Source organism: Planktotalea frisia (genome assembly GCF_001890925.1).
Lineage (GTDB): Bacteria > Pseudomonadota > Alphaproteobacteria > Rhodobacterales > Rhodobacteraceae > Planktotalea > Planktotalea frisia.
This window is the reverse complement of sequence record NZ_MLCB01000106.1, coordinates 23,254-46,994: the sequence shown is the minus strand read 5'-3', so window position 1 is coordinate 46,994 and position 23,741 is coordinate 23,254. Positions and strand designations below refer to the sequence as shown.

The window sequence follows — 23,741 nt, the reverse complement described above, 5'->3', positions numbered from 1 at the left end:
TCAGACAATTTCCGCGTCATAACCCATGAAAAAATTCGGGTTTTGGGGTAGCAGCGGTATAATGCAGGTTCCTCGGAGCAGGCGTCAGTATTAAAACATAACATTAAATGGTGTTCACAACCCGAAATAACAATTATTTTGATCCCTTGATGGAGCTTTCCTACAGCTTTTGCGATCAACACTTTTTAAAAAACTCCCATAATTCGGGTTGAATTTTTTGCCTCGATGAACGCTGACGGCAGGACCGTGTTGTTGTCATCGCCTTGTTCCACCTGATCGCCAAACATCAAGAAGGGACATCGACGTTTGGTCTTTGACGTCGGCATAAACCGCAACACTCAACGGAACTTTGCCAAGCGTCTCGCCCATCGAAATTAGATCGCCATTCTCGACTTCGCGATACACCATACTGTAGGGAAGCCAACCAACGCCGATACCCTTCAAAACGAGTTCTTTGATTCCACTGGAAAACGCTGTTTCGCAAACGGGATTAGAGCAAAGTCGGGGTGTCCCGAAGTGACGCTCTTCGACGCTAAGAACTTCTCCAAAATAGCTTTCTTCTGGATAAACAATGGCGGGTGTACTGGACGGAATATCCCCGTTGGCCTTGACTGAATATCGCAATCCTCCCCCAACGACGGGGACAAGATAGTCTACGCCCCAAAGCTCACGTCGAATACTGGGTCCAAAGGGTAGGGGGGTCGCGCCTTTGGCTTCGTAACAAAGCAGCATAGTAGTGTCGCCGCGTAAAAACATGGAGACGCAATCGCGAAGATTCGCTGCACGAAGTCGGAACTTTATCGCGGGAAAAAACTGCTTTGCATGGAGGGCCATGTCGGGAAACGTGGAAAAGACTGGGGCATGTTGAGCTGCAATTGAAACGGTTGAGCTGGCAGGATCGAACTGCGTGATCTTTCCCTTTAGATCGCGAATACGGCTCACCAGCGCACGTATTTCAACCTCGTTTGATGCAAGTGAGTGGCTTACTTCAATGCTGTTCGCACCGCGTTCCAAAACATCCACACCAAGCCAATCTTCAAAGCTGCGAATACGTCTGGAAAAAGCGGGTTGCGTAATATTGCGACGTGCAGCTGCGCGGGTCAGATTGCCCTCTTCTAACAAGACCAATACATCTTCCAGCCATTGCATATCCATAGTTAACCCTCTTTGCTCAAACAAATAGTATGGGCAGGCCAACAAAAAAGCATTATTTTTCTCGCTTAATACACCTCAAGCTTTGGGCCAAACCAAAGCAAAGGATTCTCTGGCGTGACCGCTTCAACACAGACGACTGCCCTCGATACGACAACTTCTCCTGAAATGACTGTCAGCCTTTGCAAAGAGTTATCAATCGCATTGGCGAAATTCCCAAAGGTCCGCCTTGGGCACTTACCGACCCCTTTAGAACCGATGGATCGTCTAAGCGAAATCCTTGGCGGCCCGCGTCTTTGGGTAAAGCGCGACGATTGCACAGGTCTGTCATCTGGGGGAAACAAAACGCGTAAGCTTGAGTATTTGATGGCCGACGCCCAGCAAAAGGGTGCCGATACGATCATCACGCAGGGTGCCACACAGTCTAACCACGCACGCCAAACAACTGCAGCCGCAGCAAAGCTCGGTATGGATTGTCATATCTTGCTGGAAGATCGCACAGGATCGAACGATCCAAACTATATCATGAACGGCAATGTTCTGCTCGATCGCTTGCACGGTGCATCCGTATCAAAGCGTGGCAGCGGGACTGATATGAACGCTGAAATGGAAGACCTCGCCGAAAAGCTGCAAAAGGCAGGTAAGAAAGCATACATCATCCCCGGTGGCGGATCTAATCCGATTGGCGCACTGGGCTATGTGAACTGCGCGCGTGAACTGGCCGAACAGGCAGCGGGTATGGGCCTTAAAATTGATGCGCTGGTCCACGCGACTGGCAGTTCAGGAACCCAAGCAGGTCTGGTGACGGGTCTGGCTGCAATTCAAAGCGACATCCATTTGCTTGGAATTGGCGTGCGTGCGCCTCAGGCTAAGCAAGAACAAATGGTTTTTGATCTTGCTATAAAGACTGCCGATTATCTTGGTACGGGATTGGAAATTGTGCGCGAAGATGTGCGTGCAAATTGCAATTATGTTGGCCCCGGGTACGGCTTGCCAACCGATGGCATGATCGAGGCTGTAAAATTGCTGGCCCAGTCTGAGGGGCTTTTGTTCGATCCAGTCTATTCCGGCAAAGGTTTGGACGGTCTGATTGCGCAAGTGAAAGAGGGCTATTTTGACGGCATGGATAACGTCGTCTTTCTGCATACGGGCGGAAGTGCTGCCCTATTTGGCTATTCGGAAACCTTCGATCTGCATGGCTACACGGACTAACAAAACCCAAAAGACCAAAAAACGAAAACGACCAACAAGGAGACTAACTCATGTCATTCAAAACAACACTTTTGGCTGCAACCCTGCTGACTGCCTTCAGCGCGCCTGTTTTTGCGGAAAACGTCAACATTGGCGTCCCATCTTGGACAGGCGCACAGGCTGTCGCGAACGTGCTTGGTGCCATTGTTGAAACCCGCATGGGCGGAACGGTTGACTATATCCCAGGCAACAACGCCACGATCTTCCAAGCGATGGATCAGGGCAAAGGCGACATTGATGTGCACCCAGATGTGTGGTTGCCAAATCAGCAAAGTTTTACCCAGAAATATGTGGACGAAGCCAAGACCGTTACGCTGTCAAGCAACCCCTATGAGGGCAATCAGGGTTTCTGCGTCTCCAAAGACTTTGGCCAAGCCAACAACATCACAGACATCGCTGATCTGGGTCGTCCTGACGTTGCTGCGCTGATGGACAGTGATGGCAATGGCAAAGGCGAGATGTGGATCGGCGCACCTGGTTGGGCCTCTGCAAACGTGAACGAAGTGAAGACACGCGATTACGGCCTGCTTGATTTCATCGAGCCAATTCGCGCCGAAGAAAGCGTTAAAACAGCACGTATCAAAGACAGCATTGCCAAAGGCGAAGGCTATGCGTTCTATTGCTACAAGCCTCATGCGGTTTGGTTTATGTTTGACGTAGAAATGCTAAGTGAGCCAACGTTCGACGAAGCAAAATACAAGATGATCCAACCATCCGATGATGCCGATTGGTATGAGAAGTCTTCAGTCGCAACAAAAGATGCGTTGAAGAACGTACAGATCGCTTGGTCAAACTCGCTTGTAGATCGCTCACCTGCGATCGCAGAGTTTTTTACGAATTTTGCTCTGACTGCGGACGATGTGTCAGGCTTGGCGTTTGAAATCAGCGCAAATGGTCGTGACCCAGCGGATGTGGCCAAAGAGTGGGTTGAAGCAAACTCTGATCGTGTTGACGCGATGCTTGGTCTCTAATCTATTGAAATAAGGCGTGTTGGCCCTGCAATGGATTGGGGCCAACAGATCCAATTGATACCGGCATCACGCCACGGAAACGGAACCGATATCCTCCATGAGCGATGCACCTCTTATAGAAATTTCAAATGTCTGGAAAATATTTGGCGCAAAGCCAGAGGTCGCGCTGCGCGCAATTCGCGAAGAGGGGCTGACCAAGGCGCAGGTTCTCGCCAAGTATCACGCAGTCGTTGGTGTGGCGGACGTCAGCCTATCCGTTAATCGCGGTGAGATTTTCTGCATCATGGGTCTGTCTGGCAGCGGAAAATCGACCCTCGTGCGCCATTTCAATCGCCTTTTGGAACCGACAGATGGAAAGATCCTCGTAGAGGGCACGGATGTCATGGGTCTTGGCACCAAAGACCTGCAACATTTCCGCAATCGCAAGATTGGTATGGTGTTTCAAAACTTCGCGTTGATGCCGCATCGATCCGTTCTTGATAACGTCGCTATGCCCTTGGAAATCAGACAAGTCAGCAAAAATGACCGGATGAGACAGGCCGCAGCGATTTTGGACATAGTTGAACTTGGCGCATGGGGATCCAAGTTCGCGCATGAACTATCAGGCGGTATGCAGCAACGCGTGGGTCTAGCCCGTGCTTTGGCTGCGAACCCGGATGTTCTGCTAATGGACGAACCGTTCAGCGCACTTGATCCGTTGATACGTCGTCAATTGCAGGATGAATTTATTCGCCTGTCGAAAATCCTTAAGAAGACCACCGTTTTCATCACACACGACCTTGATGAAGCCGTCCGCATCGGCGACCGCATCGCTATTATGCGTGACGGGCGACTTGTGCAAACAGGAACTGCCGAAGAGATTGTGATGAAACCCGCAGACGATTACGTCGCTGATTTCGTGGCGGGTATCTCCCGTCTGAAAGTTGTTCATGCGCACGCAATCATGCAGCCAATTGAAGCTTATGTGAACCTTAATGGTCCAATCGCGGCGGATGTCCCGCGGGTCGGGGCCAAAGAAACACTGAGCACTCTTATCAATCTGGCGATTAATCATGAAAGCGCGATTATTGTGCGCGACGCTGAAAAAGATGTTGGCGTAATAACCCGCTCTGATATTTTACGCACCGTTGTCGAAGGAACAGAAATGTCATGACTGAAGCAACGCAAAACCCACTAGACGCGACCGATACCGAAGCTGCGCTAGCCTATGCTGCCGAGCGCCGAGAGAACATTGCAACTTTCGTACGCACTAACCCCGACTACTACATCGCGCAGTTCGACAAAATCGGCGCAAGTTCGAAATTCACTGCGACGTTTAATCTGTTTGCAGGTCTGTTTGGCCCCGTTTGGTATGGCGCGCGTGGACTGTGGTCTTGGGCGTTGCCGTTTCTTATAATAGAAGCATTGGCTTTGGTTCAAATTTCACGCGGATTGTTTGGTGATCTTGCTGCAGATGCCTTCAAGCGGATTGGATCAATTGAGGGGACGCTAGAACTGCGACGCAAACAGCTTGCTGCCGCAATCGAAAGTGGGTCGGAAAAAGTCGATGTGTATGAGCGAACGGTAAAATCACTTGAGGACGCTATTGGCGGGATCCGCGCTGAAGCGGTCGCACTGTCAGAACAAGGTGTCACTATTGCGCTGACAGGGCTCGCCCTTCTTGTGATCGTCAAAATTGTCCAAGCCACCGTGGCAAATTGGGCGCTTGAAACACGTTTTTCCGAGTGGTTGTCAGACCGAACTGTTCGTTCAGGCCTTCCTATTTCCCAGATCATATTCAGTGCAATTTTTATGGCTCTGATTGTTGTGGCCGCCATGCTGCACTACAGTTTTCCGGATCGCTTCACGCTTCTTAGCCAATTCCCGACGCGACCAGAATTTCGTTTGCATAGCATTGCTTGGGTCGAAGGTTTCTTCGCATCCGCAGTCGCCAATGGCGAAGCATTGTTTGATTTCATAACTTACGGCATCCGGTTGATTTTGGACGCGCTAGAGCTCGTATTTGTAAGCACTCCATGGATTGTTGTCGCAAGCTTGATCGTTTTGCTAACATGGTTGACCGCGGGTGTGCGTACCGCAATTTGGTCAAGCGCATTCCTAGCGTATATGGGGCTTCTGGGCTTTTGGGAAAAGGCAATGACCACGCTCGCGCTTCTTGGCACGGCCGCGTGTCTTTCGATCTTAATTGGCATTCCCTTGGGTATGTTCTGCGCACGCCGCAAAAGATTTTATGCGGTGATCCAGCCTATCATGGACTTCATGCAAACGATGCCTGCATTCGTCTTTATGATCCCGGTCATCGCCTTTTTCGGGACGGGCAAGCCAGCCGCCGTTGTCACAACTATGATCTTTGGTGGCACCCCAGTTGTACGATTGACGGTTCTGGGCCTGCGCGGTGTACCAGAGAGTGTAAGAGAAGCCGCAATCGCTTTTGGTGCAAACAAGTGGTATTTATTGACCCGCGTTGATCTGCCGCTTGCCAGCCCGTCGATCCGCGCGGGAATTAACCAAACGATTATGCTGTCACTTGCGATGGTCGTTGTGGCGTCCCTGATCGGGGCCAAAGGTCTGGGTGAAGACGTCTTAGAGGCGCTTCAATATGCGAATGTCGGGCAAGGCATTCTTGCGGGCTTTGCTATCCTCTTTTGCGCCATGATCCTTGATCGGATCGTGCAAGGAAAACGCAAGTGATCCCTCTGGTACTCGTGCATGGTTTCATGGGGGGCAGCGCACAGTGGGGCGCGCAAATCGACGCACTCTCGAGCGAGCATAAGGTCATCGCGGTGGATTTGCCGGGCTTTGGCGAAAATGCGGATTTGCCCGTTAAAAATACCATTGCAGGGTTTGCGCATTGGGTCATCGCCGAACTGCGTCGGTTGGGTGTCAAAAGGTACAATCTGCTTGGGCATTCGATGGGTGGCATGATTGTTCAGGAAATGATGCGCCATGATGGCGGGAACATTGAAAAACTGATCCTCTATGGAACGGGCGCAATCGGGGTATTACCGGGTCGGTTTGAAACTATCGCGCACAGTAAGGCGCGAGCGGTGCAAGACGGCGCTCGAAAAACGGCGCGGCGTATTTCTGCAACTTGGTTCTTGGAAAAGGAACAGGCGCGCGGCTTTGAAGCGTGTGCCGCGATTGCACAACGCGCTAGCCCTGAAGCCATCGCTGCGGGGCTGGATGCTATGGAGGCATGGACGGGCAAAGCGTATCTTTCCCAGATCACGGCTAAAACGATTGTCATTAGCGGTGATACGGATCGCACGTATTCATGGGATCAGACCTCTCTTTTGTGGACCTCCATACCCAATGCAAATCTCGCAGTCGTCCCGAATTGTTCACATGCGGTTCACTCAGAAAACCCCGAATTACTAAACACCATTCTTTTGGATTTTTTGAGACGGTGAGCCTTGCTGAACGCGGGCTTCAAGATCCCTTATGATCTTTGGTTTTCGATCATCTGATCCAAAATTTGCCCAAATTCTTTTTCACTCATGTCTTCGTCTAATGCACGCGTAAACAATGCTTGTTGTGTTTCAGGGGCAAGCCCGCCCTTTGGTGGATCGCGGTCTAGGTTGGTCGGAAAGGAATACCCCTCGGCAGACGACGCAATCGCACCACTTAATTCACCAGCACTTAGGCTGTTGTTTTGCTTCGCCGTCATTGCGTGCGGATACAGCAACTTGCACATTTTGCTCCGGTCAATCGTTTCCATGGCGCGCCCTAAAGCTGATGAGACTTGCAACAAGTTTGCCATACGGTGAATGTTAGTGCTCGAATTGGCACCCGCACCGTGAAAGATCGCTGGGTTAAAGAACATTGCATCGCCCTTGGACAAGGGAAGCTGAACATGTTCTTCCTCAAAGAGTGCCCGAAAATCATCGCGTCGCCATGCAACATAACCTGCTCGGTAGGCTTGCGAGAAAGGCAGCAGCTTGGTTGGGCCGCTCTCAATAGGCATATCACAATGCGCAACAGCGCCTTGCAACGTTAACGCTGGCGAAAGATCGTGGACATGCGCGGGATAATTTGCGCTGACATCGGCAGTTTGAAATCCGAGATGATAATCACGATGTGCAAGCTGTGCTGCGCCGCCTGGATGGACCAGATTGACTTGCGCCGTCATTTGATAGTTTGGGCCAAGCCAGGCTTCGCAGATTGCAGCAATGGACGTGTTGGCGAAATATCTCAGGAAGATTTCGGGTGTGTGTTCGCAGAGTTTCTGTAGGGAATTCCAAATTCGATCGTTCGCACCAGAAGCGGCAAAATGATCACTTTTGCCACCGCTTTCCTGTTTTTCAGCGGCGATGATATCGTCATAGATCGCGGTTGCATCATCAATGACAGTCGTATCGCTGTAGGTCGCGCGCATTACCAAAACCCCAGCACCCGACATCAAGACCTGCGCCCATTCTCCGAGGATTTGTTTGCGTTTAGTTGGGTCGTTCAGAAGGGGACGCAGCGCGGCCATATCGTAGATCGGGATGTTGCTTTGAACGTCGCAGGCATTCGAAACAGCGTCTTTCGATGTCGTTTGCGCGATCAACGTTTTGAAGTCGTTCAAATCACAAGCGTCTGCATTGAAATATGAAATATGGGGCGTGGGGTTTTGTGACATGATCGGACTCTCCTGTGTTCGCCTTTCAGTGTGAAGAAGAATAATCTTGCAGGGGTTACAATAAGACATCAAAAACACATCAAATGACACATCGCTTCCCCATCAAAGAGATCGCCCTGCAAGCAGGGCTAAGCACAGCAACGATTGATCGTGCTTTGAATAAGCGCTCCCATGTTAGTCCGCAGACACAGGCCCGCGTTGCGGCGGCAATATCGGAGTTGGAAGCGCAAGAAAGCCAAATGTCAGCGCGCGGACGCAGGATGTTTTTTGACTTTGTCATCGAGGCCCCGACACGGTTCAGCCGTGAAGTCAGGCAAGCGGCAGAACAGGTTGTGGGTCAGGTCAGCGGTGCATCTTGTCGGCTGCGTTTTGTCGCGCAAGAGATGATGAGCGACATCGAGATCACTAAAATCCTCACCCGCATTGCCAAGCGGGGTAGCCAAGGCGTTTGTTTGAAAGCCCGTGACACCGCCCAAGTGCGTGGCTGTGTTGAGATGCTCCACAAAGCAGGTATTCCTGTCGTGACGCTGGTGACTGATATCCGCGATGCGCATCGTATCGCCTATGTTGGACTTGATAATGAAAGTGCAGGCCAGACTGCTGCGTATCTCACCGCAACCGCGCTTGGTGACGCGCATGGCACGGTTTTGGCTTTGCGCAGCAACGAAAATTTCTTGGGGGAAGAGCAGCGCGCGCGAGCCTTTGCAGAAAAACTCTCTGAGCTTTGCCCGAACCTTCGCTTGGTGGCGCTAAGCGGGGGAAGCGGCGTTCATTTCGAAACAGCGCGTTTGCTTTCCGGTGCTGTTGGCGATCTTGCGGACATTTGCGCAGTCTACTCAATGGGCGGCGGCAATCGCGCAGTTCTTGATGTGCTCGAGCAAAGTGGACACGATCCGACAATCTATATTGCCCATGATCTTGATCGCGATAACCGTCAGTTGTTGTCCAAAGGTTCAGTAAACTTTGTTCTGCATCATGATTTGCGGCTGGATATGCAGAATGTCCTGCAAGCGCTTTTGCATCGTCATAGGCTCGTAGCTGAGGGTCCGCGCCAGCCGATTTCAAGCGTTCAGGTCATAACTCCAATGAATGTCCCGCCCGTTCACCGCGATTGAAGTAGTCAGAAATCTGCGTTGGTTTCGCTCATTTCAGCCAAAGTATGGGCCAATCCTTTGCGGATGTGGGCTTCTAAAATGTCCTTGGCGCGCCCAACGTCACGCGCAAGGGCAGCATCCAGCATTTCGCGGTGCTCATCGGTCGCAACGTCGCCGCGATAGGTGAGAACCAGCATCTGATAGCGCAAGTATTTGTCAAAAATCGTTGCGTGTAGGCTGAGCAGGTTTTGTGAATTGCACGCTTGGATCAGCGCTTGATGGAATTCCCAATCATATCGTTTCCAAAGCTCTTTTTGCGACTGATCCCCCGCCATCATCTTCTGTTCGATCTTGTGCAGTTTGTGGTGGGCCGCAACTACATTGCCCTCCCAATCCGCGTCGCCCGCCAAGATGGATGTCTCAAGCGCGGAGCACTCAAGCAGAATGCGCAGGTCCGTTATTTCGATCAAATCATCACGCGAGACGGGGCGCACAAAGAACCCGCGTTGTTCGGCAGCAACGACAAAGCCTTCACTGGCAAGTCGGTTTAAGGTTTCGCGCAGTGTTGAAACGCTTGCCTTATACCGTTCTTTTAGGCCGTCGAGCTTTAATTTGGATCCAGGAGCCAAGTCGCCAACGATCACATCCCGCTTGATGCGCTCATATGTGGTAGAGCCGACGGTGTTCAGAGTGGATGACATGAAAGGCCCTTTAAGAAAACGAACGGTGCACCCCTATCATGACTCATAGTTCGTCCTCAATCGACACTAAAATATGTAATTATGAAAAATATCATATATTATTGCAAATGAATGAAGTTGCGATATGGTGGCTTCGAATCTAACGCAGAGGACGCGATGCACGAACCTGTCAAACTTGCCGTTGTCGGCGCGGGCCTGATTGGTCAACGTCACATTGCTGCGATTGCGCAGGCCGCGAGTGTGGAGCTGGTTGGTGTTGTTGAGCCTAATGGTGTCACGGGCATATCGGTGCCTTGTTTTGCAAGTCTGACAGAGCTTTTCGATGCCGCAAGCGTAGACGGTGTCATTCTCTCAACGCCGACGCCCTTGCATGTGAGCGGGGCGATGGACTGCGTGAAGCGCGGTGTTCCGGTGCTGATTGAAAAGCCGCTCGCGACGTCCTCAACGGAGGCGGCCGTTTTGACCAAGACGGCGCAAACGGCAAGTGTTCCAATCCTTGTGGGTCATCATCGCCGTCACAATCCACTGATCCAACAGGCAGCCGCCATGATTAAGAACGGCGCAATCGGTGATGTGCGTGCGGCGCAAGCGACGTGTTGGTTCTATAAGCCGGACGATTATTTTGACGTAGCACCGTGGCGCAAACAATCCGGCGCTGGGCCGATCTCTGTCAATCTGGTGCACGATGTTGATCTGATGCGCCTATTCTGCGGTGAAGTCGTGACCGTTCAAGCGCAACTTGCCCCATCGGTACGCGGATATGAAAACGAAGACCTTGCCGCCGCTGTCTTGCGATTTGAGAGCGGCGCAATCAGCACGATAACGGTATCCGACAGCGTGGTGTCGCCTTGGAGCTGGGAGCTGACCTCGCAAGAAAACCCGAGCTATCCGTGCACGGGTCAGTCCTGCTATCAAATCGGTGGATCGAACGGTTCGTTGTCTTTGCCCGACATGCGCATTTGGCAACATCAAGATAAGAAAAGCTGGTGGAGCCCGATGTCCGCGACCAACACACCACAAGAGCAATCCGATCCTTTGGTCAATCAAATCACACACTTTTGCGAAGTCATTCGGGGCACCGTCGAGCCGCTCGTCAGTGCGCAAGAGGGGCTTAGGACATTGCAGGTTGTTGAAGCCATTCAACTTGCCGCAACTACACAAACCCTCATTCAAATGGCCGCGTTCACCGAAGAGGTAAATGCAGCCGCAGAATAACTACTTTCTTAATCTTAACGCGCTTTTCAAATCAAAAGCACACATTGTCTGGGAGGACACACATGACCCTTAAATTTACACGTCGTCTAACATTGGCCGCGATGCTTTCAGCAGGCGCGATTGCAACCACCCCCGCATTCGCGGATGGGCATCAAGTTCAAATGCGTATGTCTATGGCTGGCTCTGAGACAGACCAACGCGCTGTTGCGATGGCAGAGGTCTTTGGTCCAGCAGTTGCAGGTTTCGCCTCCTACGAGCCAAGCTACAACGCGACACTGTTCGCACAAGGCACAGAGCTTGAGGCAATCAGCCGTGGCAACCTAGAAATGTCGATCACATCGGCACAAGAACTGGCACAGTTCTTCCCTGAGTTCTCGATCTTTACCGCCGGTTATGTGCACCAAGATGCAGCACATCAGGTCGCGGTCTTTAACGATCCACTCATGGACGCGTTCAAGGACAAAGCGGAAAGCGAGTTGGGCGTAAAGCTTTTGTCTGTCATGTATCTTGGTCGCCGTCAGGTGAACCTGCGTCAGACCAAAGAAGAGTTGACGGTGATGACTCCAGCGGATTTGGCTGGCGTGAACCTGCGTATGCCCGGCACAGATGCGTGGCAGTTCCTTGGTTCGGCCCTTGGTGCCGCACCTACGCCAATGTCCTTCTCTGAGGTTTACACAGCACTTTCTACTGGTGCGGTTGACGGTCAGGACAACCCACTTCCAACGGTTGTGGACGCGAAATTCTACGAGGTCACAAACCAGATCGTTCTTACGTCTCACCTTGTGGATCTGAACTACATCGCGATGTCCGCTGAATTGTTCAACAGCCTTGACGCAGATCAGCAAGCAACGGTGCAAGCCGCAGCAGATGCAGCCGCCGAAGCGGGCCGTGTAGCACAGCTCGAAAAAGAAGAGAGCCTTGTCGCCTTCTTAGAAGGGCAGGGCATGTCCATCTATGAGCCAGACACAGCGGCCTTCCGCAATGCGGTTCAATCAGCTTACCTAGAGAGTGAGTTCGCAGCGACTTGGCCTGAAGGCGTTCTCGACAAGATCAACGCGCTTGGTAACTAATAGGTTTGAGATAGCTTAGAGACTGGACGGGAGAGTTGTTATGAAACGCGTGTTCAAAGGACTTTCCCGTCTCGCAGAGATTATTGCAGGCGGCATGCTGGCTGCAATCTTCGTGACCTTTCTGTTGCAGATCGGATCACGCTACACCCCCAGGATCATTGCTAACTTTGGCCTCGCCGAAACATTTCCAACGCTCGCGGCCATAGCCCCTTTGGGCTGGACGCTTGAGCTGATCGGCATCCTTTGGGTCTGGGTCATCTTCTTCAGTTGCGCGTTCATCGTGCGTGAACATGAGCATGTGCGCTTTGACATTATCTACCTGTCTGTCTCGACCCGCGTGCGCCGCATCTTCGCGCTTGTGTCCGCTGCAGCGATTGTCATCGGGATGCTTTATTCGTTCCTGCCTACATGGGATTACATCGACTTCATGCGCATGCGGCGCACGGCGACGGTGCGCAATCCGTTTGATGGCGCGAAAATCCCTCTACGCACGATCTTCTCTGTTTACGCGATCTTCATGGCCGCTGTTGCCGCGCGCTATGCGTGGTTGATGGTCGATGTTTGGCGCAATGGGCCGCCCAAAACTGAATTGGAAATTGCGTTGGAAGCGGATGGAAAATCGGGAGAAACTTTATGAGTTTCGAGCTTGCCTCCTGTCTCGTGACGCTCTTCGTATTAGCTGGCATCGGTACGCCCATCGGCTATTCAATCCTCCTAGCATCTGTCGTGTATCTTGGCCTTGCTGGGCTAGATATCGCGCTTGCGGGAGAGAAAATTCTGCAAGGTTTCTATGGCAGCGCAATCCTGCTCGCTGTGCCACTGTTCATCGTTGCGGCAAACATTATGAACGCGGGCTCCATCACGGACCGTTTGCTGAACTTCTGTGTCGCAGCAGTAGGGCGTTTCAAAGGTGGCCTTGGACATGTGAATGTCGTCGCTTCGCTAATCTTTTCTGGCATGTCAGGATCAGCGGTCGCGGATGCAGCGGGCATTGGTAAGATCATCATTTCGATGATGACCAAAGACGGTCGTTATAGCCGTGGGTATGCGGCTGCAATAACCGCCGCATCAGCCACGATTGGCCCGATCATTCCGCCGTCAATTCCCATGGTCCTCTACGCATTGGTGTCCAAAGCATCCATTGGTGCGCTCTTCCTAGCGGGTATTTTACCGGGTCTGATCATGGGCGCGGTGTTGATGATCATGAACGGCTACCTTGCGCGCAAACGTGGGTTCGCACTAGAAGAACCTGTCCCGCTAAAAGCGCTGCCGCGCCGCACCGCCGACGCATTCCCAGCGCTCTTGATGCCAGTGATCTTGCTCTATGGAATCTACGGTGGCGTCACGACACCAACCGAAGCGGCGGCTGTTGCTGCCTTTTACGCGCTCGTTCTTGCGATCCTATTTTATCGCGCACTTTCCTTGCGCGGTTTGTTTCAAGTCTTCATCGACTCTGCGCGCTCATCTGCCTCCGTTGGCATCGTCATTGGCGGGGCGTTCATTCTGAATTTTATCGTGATCTCAGAGCAAATCCCGCAATCCATTTCCGCTATGCTGGAAGGGGCAGAGATTAGCCCGATTGTCTTCTTGCTGGCAGTCAACGTTCTGATCTTGCTGCTGGGTTGCGTGTTGGACGCGACGACGATCATTTTGGTGATCGTGCCACTGTTCATCCCGACCTGCAAAGCGCTTGGAATTGATTTGGTACATTTCGGTGTGCTGGTCGTGGTCAACTCAATGATCGGCCTGATCACGCCGCCTTACGGCATTTTGCTTTTCGTCATCAACGCAGTCACGGGCATCCCTTTGCGGGAAATCATCTCAGAAATCTGGGCGTTTCTCGCGGTGCTCATCGCGGCGTTGATGCTGATGATGTTGCTGCCTGATTTGGTTTTATGGCTGCCTCGCTTGTTTGGATATAACGGTTAAAGGACGACACATATGAAGAACCCAACCAACCGCTTCAAAGCAGCGCTGAAAGCTGGCCAGCATCAAACGGGCATCTGGAATACCATAGGCGGCAACACGGTTCCTGAACTGCTTGGCGGGGCTGGTTTCGACTGGGTTCTGATTGATTGCGAACATGCACCGATCGAAACTGTGGAGGTTCTTCCAGCACTTCAAGCCGTGGCTGCAAATGGCAGTTCTTCTGCAATTGTGCGCCCAGCTGATAATGATCCAGCTTTGTTTAAACGAATTTTGGATATGGGCGCGCAGACTTTGCTAGTGCCGTATGTTCAATCCGCTGAAGAGGCGGCAAAAGCCGTTGAAGCGATGCGCTATGGGCCGCTCGGCATACGTGGCATGGCTGGCATGACCCGCGCAACGCGCTACGGAAAAGTTGACGACTACTTCGAAACAGCCTCGGACGAGTTATGCTTGATTGTGCAAGTCGAAACGCTTGAGGGGTTGGCGAACTTAGAAGCAATTGCGCAAACGGACGGTGTTGACGCGGTCTTCATCGGTCCTGCCGATCTAAGCGCAAGCATGGGCTTGCCGGGACAAATGAACCACCCCGATGTGGTTACGGCAATCGAGAAGGCCTTCGCGCGTTTGAAAACCCTAGGCGTTCCTGTGGGCATCATGGCGCTTGACCCTGACGTGGCGGATAAATACATCGCGCTCGGTTCTGCCTTTACGGCGGTTGGCGTTGATCTTGTTATGCTTGCCGACAGTGTCGAAGCTCTGCGCCGCAGGTTCGACAACGCGTGAAAAGTATTCCGCTGAAATTAGGGTTGATTGGCGACAACATTTCTCACTCCCGCTCGCCGGATCTACATCGTGCAGCAGGTCGTTTGGTTGGTTTGCCCGTTTCTTATGATCTGTTGATCCCCAGTGAGTTGAACGCATCATTCGAGGATGTCTTCGCAAACGCGCAACGCGACGGATTGCGTGGGGTGAATGTGACCTATCCCTACAAAGAACGTGTGGTTGAGTTGATTGCGATTGCAGACCCAACCGTGCGTGCCATTGGCGCGGTGAATACCGTTTTGTTTACGGGCAAAGGCCCGAAGGGCTTCAACACAGACTACACTGGTTTAATCGCCGCCTATCGACAAGTTTTCGGCGGTGTGACCCCGGGAAAAGTGTGTCTGATCGGCGCGGGTGGCGTGGGCAAAGCGATTGCATTCGCCTTGTGCGCATTGGGAGCCGATGAAATTTGCTGCGTGGATCTGGATTTGGAAAAGGCCAAAGCGTTGGCCGCGGCCTTAGGGGCGTTTGCAGGCCGCACGATGATCAGAGTGGCTTCAGACCCTAACCAAGCCGCCAGTTTGGCCGATGGGCTGATCAATTGTACGCCCCTTGGCATGGCGGGCATCGGCGGAACACCCCTAGAAGCAGTGGCGATGTCTAATGCAAGGTGGGCTTTTGATGCGGTCTACACCCCCATTGAAACACAATTCCTTAAGGACGCAGCTGTTGCAGGTTTGTCCATACTGTCTGGATACGAGCTGTTTTTTTACCAAGGCCTTCAGGCGTGGGCGCATTTCTCGAACGGCGCAGACCTAGATCACAGCGCCTTGCGCCGCGCCCTTGCAGGAGAGCCTTCATGAAGACCTCAATCGCGACCGTTTCGATTTCTGGAAATTTTACAGAAAAACTGGATGCAATCGCGGCCGCTGGTTTTGACGGTCTGGAAATATTCGAACAAGATTTCATCGCACATGACGGCAATCCGCGCGACGTTGGCGATTTGATCCGCTCGAAAGGGTTGGAAATTACTTTGTTCCAACCCTTTCGCGATTTTGAGGCTTTGCCCGATTCCATCCGTATTAAAGCCTTTGATCGCGCCGAGCGTAAGTTTGATTTGATGCAGGAATTGGGAACCGATTTGCTGCTGATATGCTCGTCCTGCCACCCTCAGGCGCTTGGCGGGATTGATCGCATGGCGCAGGATTTTCATGAGCTGGGTGAACGGGCAGCCAAACGTGGTTTGCGTGTTGGGTTTGAGGCGCTTGCATGGGGCAAGCACGTCAATGATCACCGTGATGCATGGGAGGTCGTGCGCCGTGCGGATCATCAGAGCGTTGGGCTTATTCTGGATAGCTTTCACACATTGTCGCGCAAGATTGACCCTAATACGATTCGCAGTATTCCGGGGGATAAGATCTTCTACATTCACCTTGCAGATGCGCCCCAGATTGAGATGGATCTGCTCTACTGGTCCCGACATTTCCGCAACATGCCAGGCGAAGGCGATTTTGATATCAAAGGCTTTATGACGGCTGTTATGGCGACGGGGTACAAGGGACCGATAAGTCTGGAAATTTTCAACGATCAGTTTCGCGGGGGCAATCCTAAAGGCATTGCGAAGGATGGATATCGCTCGCTTGTGGCATTGATGGATGATGTGCGGTGTCGCGGTGCAGTACCAAGTGCGAACGTTGCGCCCTTGCCAAAGCGTCAAAGCGTCAACGGCGTTTCTTTCGTCGAATTCGCAAGTCGTGGTGCGGAGGCTGAAGCCCTTGATATCATGCTGAAAACGCTTGGCTTTGTGCATACGGGAAATCACATTTCCAAACAGTTATCCCTTTGGACACAAGGGGACATCCGCATCGTTGTGAACCGCGAAACGATAGGCTTTGCAAGCAGCGCATATGTTGCGCATGGTTCGACCGTTTGCGCGGTTGGACTAAGCGTTGATGACGCAAGCGATGCCGCCTTGCGCGCGCGTAAGCTCGGAGCAGAGCACTTTGAACAACCAACTGGGCCGGGTGAGCTGAACATTCCCGCGATCCGTGGACTTAGCGGTAGTGTACTTCATCTCGTTGATGAGGTCAGTGGATTGTCCGAAGTTTGGGATCTGGAGTTCACGGCGGTGCATGCCAGCGATCACATGGCAGGCTTAACGCGCATAGATCATCTTGCTCAAACCATGAGCTATGATGAAATGCTCAGTTGGTCGCTGTTTTACTCGACGCTCTTTAAAATGAATAAATCCCCGATGGTAGATGTGATCGACCCCGATGGGCTGGTGCGCAGTCAAGCATTGGAAACGGTTGATGGTGCCTTTCGCATCACTTTGAACGGTGCTGAAACCCATCGCACGATGGCAGGTCGATTTCTTGCAGATAGTTTTGGTGCTTCTGTGCAGCACATTGCATTGGCGAGCGATGATATATTCGCAACGGCAAAGGCGCTGGCCGTGTCAGAATTTGAGCCGCTTGAAATACCTGAAAACTATTACGCAGACTTGGCTGCGCGGTTTGATCTTTCACCCGAGATGCTCTCACAATTGTCAGTTAACAACATTTTATATGATGAAGATGAAAACGGTTCCTTTTTTCAGATGTATTCAAAGCCGTTCTTAAAGAACATGTTTTTCGAAGTCGTTGAAAGACGAAGAAACTACCAAGGCTATGGTGCCCCGAATGCTCCGTTTCGGATCGCAGCTCAGAAACGCCTATTGCGCCCGAAGGGGGTACCAAAAGCATAAAAACTAAGTGGCCCTGTGCTTCTACCTGACGAAACGGTCAAAGAGTGCCAGTGAATTGCATTTGTAAAATATCTAAGCTGTCACGACATACCGCTACCGCCCACTTAATTCTGCACCCGTCTACCGTTGTCCGCTTTGGTAAAACTGTACTGCACCGTTGTTCAAAATGTTGAATCGCGGCCCAGGGACGAGAGTACCGGATAAGTGTCCGTAATTCAACGTTGTGGCGAAGGCGCAGTCTAAGTGATTATAAAAGACACTTGGTAGCGAAATACAGCGGCGAAACTCATGCTTTCCAATGTACGAAAGTTCAATCAGGGCTGTTCCTCAGCTTCCGTGCGCTAAAACAATAACAAGATCAGGCGAGATCGCTATTCTTCCAGCCCTAACATCCTTTTCCGATCAGATGACCACTTCAAAATGGTCAAATCGAATGTCAAAGCCATGAGCGAAACGCAGATACCCAAAACGAAATTCTTGCCCAAGTCCGTTCCAGCCAACGTCCTCTGCAATTCCTGACCTAAGTCTTGTGTGCCGATGAAGGCCGCGATAATTACCATGAAGAAGGCGAACATAATGGCTTGGTTGAAACCAACAGCCATCGTTGGCAAAGCCAAGGGCAACTCTACGTTCACCAACTTTTGCATCCGCGTCGCACCCGACATTTCCGCAGCCTCGATCACTTCGGGCGGCACAGTGCGCAGGCCCTCAATCGTGTAGCGGATCAGGGGGACCATCGCGAAGATCAGGATGGAGAAAATGACGGCGATGTCTGTGATGCCAAAAAGCATGATCGCCGGGATCAGGTAGACGAAACTCGGGAAGGTTTGCGCTGTGTCGCACACAAGCAAAAGGCGTTGCGACCATTTTTCAGTCCGCGCCGCGACGATAGCAATCGGCAGCCCCAAGAGCATGGCGATCGAGACCGCAGAGATCACGGAATAGAGCGTAATGACCGAGCGATCCCACCAACCAGAAAGTGCAACTAAGGAGAAGAAGATCAGGGCCGTGACCGCTTGGCGACGGCCACCAAGCCAAAGCGCGAAGGCGGTGATCAGCAAGATGAACGCAGGCGTCGGGATCGATAGCAGGAAATTGCGGAAAGGGATCAGAATTTGCACATTCACAAAGGCGCGCAAGAAATAGGTGATTGCTTTGACCCACTCAATGTTGAGGAACCATTTGATACCCACGTCCAGCTCTTTACCGACGGACAGGCTTTGCTTGCGACCAATTTCAGACGCGACATCTACGAACTGCGCAACAATGCAAAAGAACACGAAGGCACCCAATGCGAGCAGGAACATGATATGGCGTTTCCACCATGGAGTGCCACGTTCGAAATGCTCAGGTTGCTTGACGACCCAGGCTTTGGACATGCGATCCAATGTGACGGCGAGCAGAACAATCGTGACGCCGATTTCAAAGGAGCGGCCTAGCTTGAAACTACCCATCATCGCCAGCAGCTTTGCGCCTAAACCAGGCATGCCGATGAAAGCGGTTAGAACCACCATCGCAAGGCAGAGCATGATGACTTGGTTCACACCCACGAGGATTTCTGTACGTGCAGAGGGCAGGTAGACATGGCGCAAAAGCTGGAACTTGGTGCAGCCACTCATGTGACCGGCTTCGACAACTTCTGGGCTGACTTTTTGCAAGCCAAGCGTTGTCATCAAGATCATCGGTGGGATCGCGTAGATCGTTGTAGCGACGGCACCCGCGGTTGGCCCGACCTTGAAGAAGATCACAGCAGGCAGAAGGTATGTGAAGAAGGGTAGCGTTTGGAGCACTGACAAGATCGGTTTCAAAGTGCGATCAAACGCAGGGGATTTCCACGCAGCAATACCAAGGGACAGACCGATGATGAAGGCTGTTGGCGCGGCGACCACAAGTACCGACATCGTTTCCATTGCGATTTTCCATTGGCCGACAAGCGCGGTCCAACAGAAGGTAACAGCGACCAGCGCAGCCATTTTCCAGCCACCTAAATAGTAGCCAAGCACGGCCATAGATGCGGCAATCGCAGTCCAAGGGATCGGGCCAAGGTTGGGCCAGCGACGTTTGCCGAATAGAAGGTTGGCAGTGGTATCAAGGACGGTTTGCAACAATCCAGTGAGCCAACGGGTCAGGGTAAATAGGCCCAGATCGTCCTTCACAAAGTTGAAGAACGCATCAAGATATCGCGCGAAGTCGGGCACGAACGCTTCGGGTAATCGGTGCAGCGCGGCGGGCAGAAACCCGAGGTATTGCAAAGCCGTTAGAACAATCGCAACGCCCACGAGGAGGCTTGCAAGCTTTGAGCGGCTCATTGGGGCTGTGGCGGAAATGGCTGTTGTGTCAGCCATCAATCCGTTCCCACCAATATGCCGAGCGCTGTCTCACGGCTTATCGCGCCAATCACAGTACCGTCTTTTGCCACTGGAATAGCGACACGCGTGTCTTGGATCAGCAGTTTCGCCAAGCTCTGCACAGAGGCTGCGGCGTCCACCGGATCACCCTCACCGCTGAGGCCGGGCTCAAGCAAAGTGCTCGCATGGACAACGCGCGCTTTGTCGATTTCTTCGGTAAACTTGCGTACATATTCTGTCGCTGGATGCAGCACGATTTGATCGGGTGTGTCGCATTGCTCTACCGCACCGTCCTTCATAATTGCGATGCGATCTGCGAGGCGCAGGGCTTCGTCGAAGTCGTGTGTAATAAAGACAATCGTTTTGTTCAAAAGCTGTTGCAGGCGCAAGAATTCATCCTGCATTTCACGGCGAATGAGCGGATCGAGTGCGGAGAAGGGCTCATCGAGGAACCAGATATCAGGCTCAATCGCGAGGCTGCGCGCGATGCCGACGCGCTGCTGCTGACCGCCCGATAACTCGCGCGGGAAATAGTCTTCGCGTCCCTCAAGGCCTACGAGTTTGATCACCTCAAGCGCACGTTCGCGGCGCGCATGTTTGTCCTGACCGCGCATCTCTAATGGGAAGGCGACATTGTCGAGGACTGTTCGGTGGGGCAGCAAGCCAAAGCTTTGGAACACCATGCCCATCTTATTGCGACGCAGCTCGATCAGCTCTTTCTCGGACAAGGACATGATGTCCTGACCTTCGACTTCAATCGTGCCGCCGGTAATTTCATGTAGACGCGAGAAACAGCGCACCAAAGTGGATTTGCCAGAGCCTGACAGCCCCATGATGACCAGCATTTCGCCGCGTGACACCTCGATCGAGACATCCTTAACGCCAGCAATATAGCCATCCGCGCGGATCTCATCAAAACTCATCTCTGGTTTCATTCCTTTGAGATAAGCTTCTGGCGCGCTTCCAAAAAGCTTCCAGACGTTCTTTGCGGAGATAACGGGGGCATCAGTGGTCATGGGGAATCCTGTTTAAAAAGCCCCACCTGAAATATTCAGGCGGGGCCTATATCAACTATTGGTTAAGAGGACTTACTGAGTCCAACCCATCCAAACGTCTTTGTTTGCTGCAAGCCACTCTTCGGCCGCTTCTTCTGGCTCCATCTCGTCGATGTCTACCATTTTGGCCATTTCAGCGATCTGTGGGTTGGTGAAGGAAATTTGCTCCAGAACAGCGTAGGCTGCTGGCCATTTTTCTTCCATGCCTTCCCAAGCGGCTTTCTTCATGTAGCCTTTGGCTGGGTTGCCGCAGTCATAAAGCGCGTCTGGGTTTGGACCAACACTTGGGTCTTTGTCACAGCCATCTACCCACTCTGGGAATTCGACAAATTCACCAGGCCAAACCGCTTCCGCGAAGTTTGGTGTCCAGTTAAAGACAACCACTGGTTTCTTGTCTGCTTCAGCTGCACCGATTTCAGCCCAAAGTGCCGCCGCAGAACCCGCATTGATAACAACGAAATCCATGCCAAGCGCGTCTACACGCTCTTTACCGTGCTTGAGCCAGTCAACTGGACCATCCAAGTAGCGGCCTTTGTCGCCTGTTTCCGCTGTTGCGAAAACCGCAGCACAGTCGTTCAAAGCTTCCCAAGATGGCAGGCCGGGGCATGCATCTTTGGTCCACATTGGATACCACCAGTCTTCGCGCGTTACAGCGTTGTGGTCACCCACATCCACGATACCGCCTTTTTCCATTGCTGCGCGGAAAGATGCGCCAAAAGCGCCTTCCCAAACTTCCATCTCAAGCGTGACATCGCCAAGGCGAACTGATTCATAAACCGCTTGGCTGTCAGTTGTGACATACTCAACGTTGTTGCCCATGCCTTCAAGAATCTGGCCAACAACGTTGGACATTACGATTTGGCTGGACCAGTTGTGGATTGGAATGACGATAGGATCGCTGCTGTCTGCCGCAAAACCTGCCATTGGCAGAGCTGCGAGGATACCCGCCGCGAGTGCCGTTGTTGATCTTTTCATTATCTTCTCCCTGTTCTTCGCGATCTCTATGTGTCGCGACATATCTTTTGCCGGTGGCTGTTCACCGCCTGTGCATCCTCATTCTTGCGAATCTGCATGCGACGGTATGGCAATGCCTACACTCTGCCATTTTTTTCCTCTCAATCAAGTTTTTTTCTTGTGTGTAGTTGTTGGGGGTGGTCTTTCTTTTCTCAGAAAGCGCAGAGTCGGTCTGTTTTTGATCGATCTTGTCGCGTTTCAGCACTTTTTTGTGCAACATTGAAAGAGATTGGGCGGTGGAGGTCCAAGACATGCGATATTCTGGATTTAAGGTCATCAAAGAGGCGCTGAGCGGTCATAAAGGCTGGAAACCTGCGTGGCGTGAGCCTGATCCCAAACCGCACTATGACATCGTGATCATCGGTGGCGGTGGTCATGGTTTGGCGACGGCGCATTACTTGGCGAAGGTCTATAAGCAGAAGAACATCGCCGTGATCGAGAAGGGCTGGATTGGCGGCGGTAACGTTGGCCGCAACACAACGATCATCCGCTCAAACTACCTGCTAGATGGGAATGAACCGTTTTATGAGTTTTCTTTGAAACTCTGGGAAGGTTTGGAGCAAGACCTGAACTACAATGCGATGGTATCGCAGCGTGGTATTATGAACCTCATTCACTCTGACGCACAGCGCGATGCGTTCGTACGCCGTGGCAATGCGATGATTTTGAACGGGGCTGACGCGGAGTATCTGAATGAAGCACAAATTCGCAAAGAGTACCCTTTCCTGAAATTTGACGATCAACGCTTTCCAATCAAAGGCGGGCTGGCTCAGCGGCGTGGCGGAACTGTGCGCCACGACGCCGTTGCATGGGGCTATGCGCGCTCTGCTGATAGTCACGGTGTCGATATTATCCAAAATTGCGAAGTCACGGGTTTCAAAATCGAAAACGGCGTTTGCAAAGGGATTGAGACTTCGCGTGGTTTCATTGGTGCGGACAAGGTGGGTTGCGCCGTTGCGGGTAACTCGGGCCGTTTGATGGGCATGGCGGGAATGCGTTTGCCGATTGAGAGCCACGTCTTGCAAGCGTTTGTGTCTGAGGGCCTGAAACCTGTGCTGCCGGGTGTGATCACCTTTGGCGCAGGGCACTTCTATGTGAGCCAATCCGACAAGGGGGGGCTGGTCTTTGGCGGTGATCTTGACGGGTACAATTCCTATGCACAGCGAGGCAATCTTCCTGTGGTCGAAGACGTCTGCGAAGGCGGTATGGCGATCATGCCGATGATCGGCCGCGCGCGACTTTTACGTATGTGGGGCGGGATCATGGATATGTCGATGGACGGATCACCCTATATCGACAAAACCCATATCGAGGGGCTCTATTTCAATGGTGGCTGGTGCTACGGCGGTTTCAAGGCGACACCTGCCTCTGGCTACACGTTCGCGCATTTGCTTGCGAATGATACGCCGCATGAAACGGCGACAGCCTATCGTTTGGATCGCTACAAAACAGGTCACATGATTGACGAAAAAGGGCAGGGCAACCAGCCCAACCTGCACTGATGACGGGAGAAAAAGCATGATTATCAACCACCCGCTTCTTGGCCCACGCGACAGTGCCGAGTTCGTTTATATGGGCGACGCGCGCCTGATCGAGCGTCCCGATCCTGAGAGCGACACCGTGGCGGAGCAGTTCCACGACTACGCGTATTTGCGCGACAATCCCGCTGGAACGCTTCGCGAGTTGTGGTTTCATGAGGGGGGCGATCGCTCTTGGCTCGTGGTCACGCGCGACACCCGCACGCACGAAATTTCAAAGGTTGAGCTGGCCCGCGATGTGGCGCGCAGCAAGGGACGTTCCAAATGAGTGGCC

Annotated in this window: 21 protein-coding genes; 15 read left to right on the top strand and 6 right to left on the bottom strand. The window is 52.4% G+C overall.

Features of this window, described 5'->3' with window-relative positions:
* Nucleotides 1-255 precede the first annotated feature (255 nt).
* Nucleotides 256-1,155 (bottom strand): LysR family transcriptional regulator, encoded by a 900-nt coding sequence (locus tag PFRI_RS07385; protein ID WP_072630061.1) that lies wholly within the window; start codon nt 1,153-1,155, stop codon nt 256-258.
* A 195-nt stretch (nt 1,156-1,350) separates the two neighbouring features.
* On the opposite strand from PFRI_RS07385, the gene cuyA reads away from it, so the two are divergent.
* The 5 genes from cuyA (at nt 1,351) to PFRI_RS07360 (ending at nt 6,784) form a co-directional block, all read left to right on the top strand.
* A complete protein-coding gene (gene cuyA, locus PFRI_RS07380) occupies nt 1,351-2,364 on the top strand; it encodes a D-cysteate sulfo-lyase (protein WP_483878465.1) in 1,014 nt (337 codons plus the stop codon).
* A gap of 50 nt (nt 2,365-2,414) precedes the next feature.
* Nucleotides 2,415-3,374, top strand: coding sequence for an ABC transporter substrate-binding protein (locus PFRI_RS07375; RefSeq protein ID WP_072630059.1), 960 nt, complete (start codon nt 2,415-2,417; stop codon nt 3,372-3,374).
* 97 nt (nt 3,375-3,471) lie between these two features.
* Nucleotides 3,472-4,527: a quaternary amine ABC transporter ATP-binding protein gene (locus PFRI_RS07370; RefSeq protein WP_072630058.1), complete on the top strand. Its 1,056-nt coding sequence runs from the start codon at nt 3,472-3,474 to the stop codon at nt 4,525-4,527.
* Complete coding sequence (locus PFRI_RS07365; RefSeq protein ID WP_072630057.1) at nt 4,524-6,065, top strand: ABC transporter permease; 1,542 nt, start codon at nt 4,524-4,526, stop codon at nt 6,063-6,065. Before PFRI_RS07370 ends, PFRI_RS07365 begins: the two co-directional genes overlap by 4 nt.
* Entirely contained in the window at nt 6,062-6,784 is a 723-nt protein-coding gene (locus PFRI_RS07360; RefSeq protein WP_072630056.1) for an alpha/beta fold hydrolase, read from the top strand. The genes PFRI_RS07365 and PFRI_RS07360 overlap by 4 nt, the downstream gene beginning before the upstream one ends.
* A 29-nt stretch (nt 6,785-6,813) precedes the next feature.
* On the opposite strand, the gene PFRI_RS07355 is transcribed toward PFRI_RS07360, so the two are convergent.
* Nucleotides 6,814-7,995, bottom strand: coding sequence for a phytanoyl-CoA dioxygenase family protein (locus tag PFRI_RS07355; protein ID WP_072630055.1), 1,182 nt, complete (start codon nt 7,993-7,995; stop codon nt 6,814-6,816).
* 83 nt (nt 7,996-8,078) lie between these two features.
* Here PFRI_RS07355 and PFRI_RS07350 point away from each other — a divergent pair, with 83 nt between their 5' ends.
* The gene (locus PFRI_RS07350) at nt 8,079-9,110 is read left to right on the top strand and encodes a LacI family DNA-binding transcriptional regulator (RefSeq protein ID WP_072630054.1); all 1,032 of its coding nucleotides are present in this window, start codon (nt 8,079-8,081) and stop codon (nt 9,108-9,110) included.
* Nucleotides 9,111-9,115: 5 nt separating this feature from the next.
* On the opposite strand, the gene PFRI_RS07345 is transcribed toward PFRI_RS07350, so the two are convergent.
* Nucleotides 9,116-9,790, bottom strand: a complete 675-nt coding sequence (locus PFRI_RS07345) for a GntR family transcriptional regulator (protein ID WP_072630053.1) — start codon at nt 9,788-9,790, stop codon at nt 9,116-9,118.
* Nucleotides 9,791-9,946: 156 nt separating this feature from the next.
* Between PFRI_RS07345 and PFRI_RS07340 the strand changes: the two genes are divergently transcribed.
* The 7 genes from PFRI_RS07340 (at nt 9,947) to PFRI_RS07310 (ending at nt 17,512) form a co-directional block, all read left to right on the top strand.
* Entirely contained in the window at nt 9,947-11,005 is a 1,059-nt protein-coding gene (locus PFRI_RS07340) for a Gfo/Idh/MocA family protein (protein ID WP_072630066.1), read from the top strand.
* Nucleotides 11,006-11,067: 62 nt separating this feature from the next.
* Complete coding sequence (dctP, locus tag PFRI_RS07335) at nt 11,068-12,075, top strand: TRAP transporter substrate-binding protein DctP (protein WP_072630052.1); 1,008 nt, start codon at nt 11,068-11,070, stop codon at nt 12,073-12,075.
* Nucleotides 12,076-12,115: 40 nt separating this feature from the next.
* Complete coding sequence (locus PFRI_RS07330; protein WP_072630051.1) at nt 12,116-12,712, top strand: TRAP transporter small permease; 597 nt, start codon at nt 12,116-12,118, stop codon at nt 12,710-12,712.
* Nucleotides 12,709-14,004: a TRAP transporter large permease gene (locus PFRI_RS07325; protein ID WP_072630050.1), complete on the top strand. Its 1,296-nt coding sequence runs from the start codon at nt 12,709-12,711 to the stop codon at nt 14,002-14,004. Before PFRI_RS07330 ends, PFRI_RS07325 begins: the two co-directional genes overlap by 4 nt.
* A gap of 12 nt (nt 14,005-14,016) precedes the next feature.
* Complete coding sequence (locus tag PFRI_RS07320) at nt 14,017-14,787, top strand: HpcH/HpaI aldolase family protein (RefSeq protein ID WP_072630049.1); 771 nt, start codon at nt 14,017-14,019, stop codon at nt 14,785-14,787.
* Nucleotides 14,784-15,629, top strand: a complete 846-nt coding sequence (locus tag PFRI_RS07315; protein ID WP_084649637.1) for a shikimate dehydrogenase family protein — start codon at nt 14,784-14,786, stop codon at nt 15,627-15,629. Before PFRI_RS07320 ends, PFRI_RS07315 begins: the two co-directional genes overlap by 4 nt.
* Nucleotides 15,626-17,512, top strand: coding sequence for a bifunctional sugar phosphate isomerase/epimerase/4-hydroxyphenylpyruvate dioxygenase family protein (locus tag PFRI_RS07310; RefSeq protein WP_072630048.1), 1,887 nt, complete (start codon nt 15,626-15,628; stop codon nt 17,510-17,512). The genes PFRI_RS07315 and PFRI_RS07310 overlap by 4 nt, the downstream gene beginning before the upstream one ends.
* Nucleotides 17,513-17,883: 371 nt before the next feature.
* Here PFRI_RS07310 and PFRI_RS07305 read toward each other — a convergent pair whose 3' ends face one another.
* The 3 genes from PFRI_RS07305 to PFRI_RS07295 form a co-directional block, all read right to left on the bottom strand.
* The gene (locus PFRI_RS07305; RefSeq protein WP_072630047.1) at nt 17,884-19,857 is read right to left on the bottom strand and encodes an ABC transporter permease; all 1,974 of its coding nucleotides are present in this window, start codon (nt 19,855-19,857) and stop codon (nt 17,884-17,886) included.
* The gene (locus tag PFRI_RS07300; RefSeq protein WP_072630046.1) at nt 19,857-20,876 is read right to left on the bottom strand and encodes a quaternary amine ABC transporter ATP-binding protein; all 1,020 of its coding nucleotides are present in this window, start codon (nt 20,874-20,876) and stop codon (nt 19,857-19,859) included. Before PFRI_RS07300 ends, PFRI_RS07305 begins: the two co-directional genes overlap by 1 nt.
* Before the next feature lie 72 nt (nt 20,877-20,948).
* A complete protein-coding gene (locus tag PFRI_RS07295; RefSeq protein WP_072630045.1) occupies nt 20,949-21,890 on the bottom strand; it encodes an ABC transporter substrate-binding protein in 942 nt (313 codons plus the stop codon).
* A gap of 290 nt (nt 21,891-22,180) precedes the next feature.
* Here PFRI_RS07295 and PFRI_RS07285 point away from each other — a divergent pair, with 290 nt between their 5' ends.
* Together PFRI_RS07285 and PFRI_RS07280 are read left to right on the top strand one after the other, a co-directional pair.
* On the top strand, nt 22,181-23,431 hold the full coding sequence (locus tag PFRI_RS07285; RefSeq protein ID WP_072630043.1) for a sarcosine oxidase subunit beta family protein: 1,251 nt from the start codon (nt 22,181-22,183) through the stop codon (nt 23,429-23,431).
* A 16-nt stretch (nt 23,432-23,447) separates the two neighbouring features.
* Complete coding sequence (locus tag PFRI_RS07280) at nt 23,448-23,735, top strand: sarcosine oxidase subunit delta (RefSeq protein WP_072630042.1); 288 nt, start codon at nt 23,448-23,450, stop codon at nt 23,733-23,735.
* Nucleotides 23,736-23,741 lie beyond the last annotated feature (6 nt).

Coding starts and splice junctions, on each gene's coding strand:
- PFRI_RS07385 (WP_072630061.1), bottom strand. CDS start 1,155: ATGGATATGCAATGGCTGGAAGATGTATTGGTCTTGTTAGAAGAGGGC.
- PFRI_RS07375 (WP_072630059.1), top strand. CDS start 2,415: ATGTCATTCAAAACAACACTTTTGGCTGCAACCCTGCTGACTGCCTTC.
- PFRI_RS07370 (WP_072630058.1), top strand. CDS start 3,472: ATGAGCGATGCACCTCTTATAGAAATTTCAAATGTCTGGAAAATATTT.
- PFRI_RS07365 (WP_072630057.1), top strand. CDS start 4,524: ATGACTGAAGCAACGCAAAACCCACTAGACGCGACCGATACCGAAGCT.
- PFRI_RS07355 (WP_072630055.1), bottom strand. CDS start 7,995: ATGTCACAAAACCCCACGCCCCATATTTCATATTTCAATGCAGACGCT.
- PFRI_RS07350 (WP_072630054.1), top strand. CDS start 8,079: ATGACACATCGCTTCCCCATCAAAGAGATCGCCCTGCAAGCAGGGCTA.
- PFRI_RS07345 (WP_072630053.1), bottom strand. CDS start 9,790: ATGTCATCCACTCTGAACACCGTCGGCTCTACCACATATGAGCGCATC.
- PFRI_RS07340 (WP_072630066.1), top strand. CDS start 9,947: ATGCACGAACCTGTCAAACTTGCCGTTGTCGGCGCGGGCCTGATTGGT.
- dctP (WP_072630052.1), top strand. CDS start 11,068: ATGACCCTTAAATTTACACGTCGTCTAACATTGGCCGCGATGCTTTCA.
- PFRI_RS07330 (WP_072630051.1), top strand. CDS start 12,116: ATGAAACGCGTGTTCAAAGGACTTTCCCGTCTCGCAGAGATTATTGCA.
- PFRI_RS07325 (WP_072630050.1), top strand. CDS start 12,709: ATGAGTTTCGAGCTTGCCTCCTGTCTCGTGACGCTCTTCGTATTAGCT.
- PFRI_RS07320 (WP_072630049.1), top strand. CDS start 14,017: ATGAAGAACCCAACCAACCGCTTCAAAGCAGCGCTGAAAGCTGGCCAG.
- PFRI_RS07310 (WP_072630048.1), top strand. CDS start 15,626: ATGAAGACCTCAATCGCGACCGTTTCGATTTCTGGAAATTTTACAGAA.
- PFRI_RS07305 (WP_072630047.1), bottom strand. CDS start 19,857: ATGGCTGACACAACAGCCATTTCCGCCACAGCCCCAATGAGCCGCTCA.
- PFRI_RS07300 (WP_072630046.1), bottom strand. CDS start 20,876: ATGACCACTGATGCCCCCGTTATCTCCGCAAAGAACGTCTGGAAGCTT.
- PFRI_RS07295 (WP_072630045.1), bottom strand. CDS start 21,890: ATGAAAAGATCAACAACGGCACTCGCGGCGGGTATCCTCGCAGCTCTG.
- PFRI_RS07285 (WP_072630043.1), top strand. CDS start 22,181: ATGCGATATTCTGGATTTAAGGTCATCAAAGAGGCGCTGAGCGGTCAT.
- PFRI_RS07280 (WP_072630042.1), top strand. CDS start 23,448: ATGATTATCAACCACCCGCTTCTTGGCCCACGCGACAGTGCCGAGTTC.